General features: G+C 63.0%; 2 protein-coding genes. Both read left to right on the top strand.

Translation table 11 applies throughout. From position 1 onward, the window contains the following. Positions 1 to 236 precede the first annotated feature (236 nt). Entirely contained in the window at positions 237 to 1,340 is a 1,104-nt protein-coding gene (locus EN939_RS32780; protein ID WP_127270460.1) for a glycosyltransferase family 9 protein, read from the top strand. A 167-nt stretch (positions 1,341 to 1,507) separates the two neighbouring features. Further along, on the top strand, positions 1,508 to 1,768 hold a 261-nt coding region (locus EN939_RS32775), incomplete at its 3' end, for a polysaccharide deacetylase family protein (protein ID WP_164751447.1).

The raw sequence follows: 1,768 nt of genomic DNA, 5'->3' as shown, positions 1-1,768 counted from the left end.
CCGCTTTTGCGAAGAGGTCGGCCTCGGCTACGTGTCCTGTTCGCCCTATCGCGTACCGATCGCCAGGCTGGCGGCCGCGCAGGCTGCGGTGCTGGTTGCGAAGGCAGGCCGCCGATAGGATCCATCCAGCTTACCGTTTTGTAAGGCAATTCACGCGAACGTGCTGGCGGCGTCGCGCAATCTCGACATTGTTCCTGCCCAATTTGCGGCTATCCGCAAATTGCTCCCGGAAACAGATGCTGCAGATTTCTCCCGCGCCGTTCCACTCGATCCTGGTCGTCCAAACCAAGTTCATAGGCGATCTCGTCCTCGCCTCGGCGCTCGCCAAGAACCTGCGGCTCGCATTCCCCGGCGCCAGCATCGTCTTTCTGTGCGAGGCTCGCTTCGAGAGCTTCGTGATCGCCCATGATATAGCTTCCGAGGTGGTCACATTCAGGCGCGACCGCATGCGCGGCACGTCCTTGGAGCGCGGGAAAGAGCTTTACGCCATGGTGCGGGCGTTGCGCCGCTTCCGTTTCGACCTGACCATCGACCTGACCGACTCGAAGACGTCGCGCATCGTCACCGGGCTCGTCAACGCCAAGACCCGTGTCGGTTACAGTCCTTCCGAAAGACCCTTGCGTATGTTGGAGCGGCAGCCCGCCAACGTTTTTGCCAAGCCCTACGGCTTTGATGGTCAGCATTTCCTGTACCGCTACCTCTCGCCGCTCGAAGCGCTCGGCATCGAACTTCGCACGGTGATTCCAAACCTTGAGCCGCTGCCAATGGAGACGGCGAAAGCATTGGCGCTGCTGGGTAAGCGCCATCTGAGGCCAAACGCATTCATCGCGGTACATGCGGGTGCAAGCTTCGAGGGCCGACGTTGGCAGCCGGAGCGGTTTGCAGCAGTGATCGTCGAGATTGCCGGCGAGACCGGCCTGGACGTAGTCCTGGTGGGCGGCCCGGACGAGCGCGAGATCGCCGAACGTATCGTCGCCAGGACCGCGCCGTCGGTCGTCAATCTCGTCGGTGACCTGTCGCTTGAAAGCCTGCTGGCGGTGCTGAAACAGGCCCGGCTGTTTCTCGGCAATGAGAGCGGCCCGATGCACATGGCCGCAGCCACCGGAACCCCGGTTGTCGGATTGTTCGGTCTGACGGAGCCGTCGCGCTGGGGTCCCGTCGGCGTGCCCAGCATCTCGCTCCAGCCGCCGATGCCTTGCGCCTGCATGGCCGAAAACCTCTGCCGCGCGCCAGATCCCAGCAAGGCATGCTGCGTCTGGGGCCTGGAGGTCAAGCCTGTGGTCGATGCGGTGCGCGAGGTTCTTTCGCGCACCGAAATGAAACTGGAACACGCCATCTGAGATCATGCGTCGCATGCACGACCCTCGACGCGGCGGAATGACCCCCTTCGCCACAGGAACGGTCACATTGTCGCGGAGCGCTTTTCTGCTATGCGCCATCCCGATTTCCGCCTTCATGCGGGTCGTTGGGATGCCTGCTTGAAATGACGGGTCCGGGAATCGGTTTGATGCGCCTGCTGCAAAAAAGTCTCTGCATGATCGCCCTGTCGTGGGCGATGGCATCCGCCAGCCATGCCGCGCCCCTCGTCGAGCCGACGCTGCACATCAAGTCGCAGGCGAGCGGAGCCGGCCGTGTGGCGCTTACGCTCGACGCGTGCGGCGGACAGACCGACAACCGGATCCTTTCGGCGCTGGTGGACAACAAGATCCCCGCCACCATTTTCGTGACCGGCATCTGGCTGAAGCGAAACGCCGCCGCCGTCGAGATC

It is taken from the genome of Mesorhizobium sp. M7A.F.Ca.CA.002.05.1.1, assembly GCF_003998335.1.
Lineage (GTDB): Bacteria > Pseudomonadota > Alphaproteobacteria > Rhizobiales > Rhizobiaceae > Mesorhizobium.
Note: the sequence above shows the minus strand (reverse complement) of the source record. Positions and strands in the feature narration are given on the sequence as shown.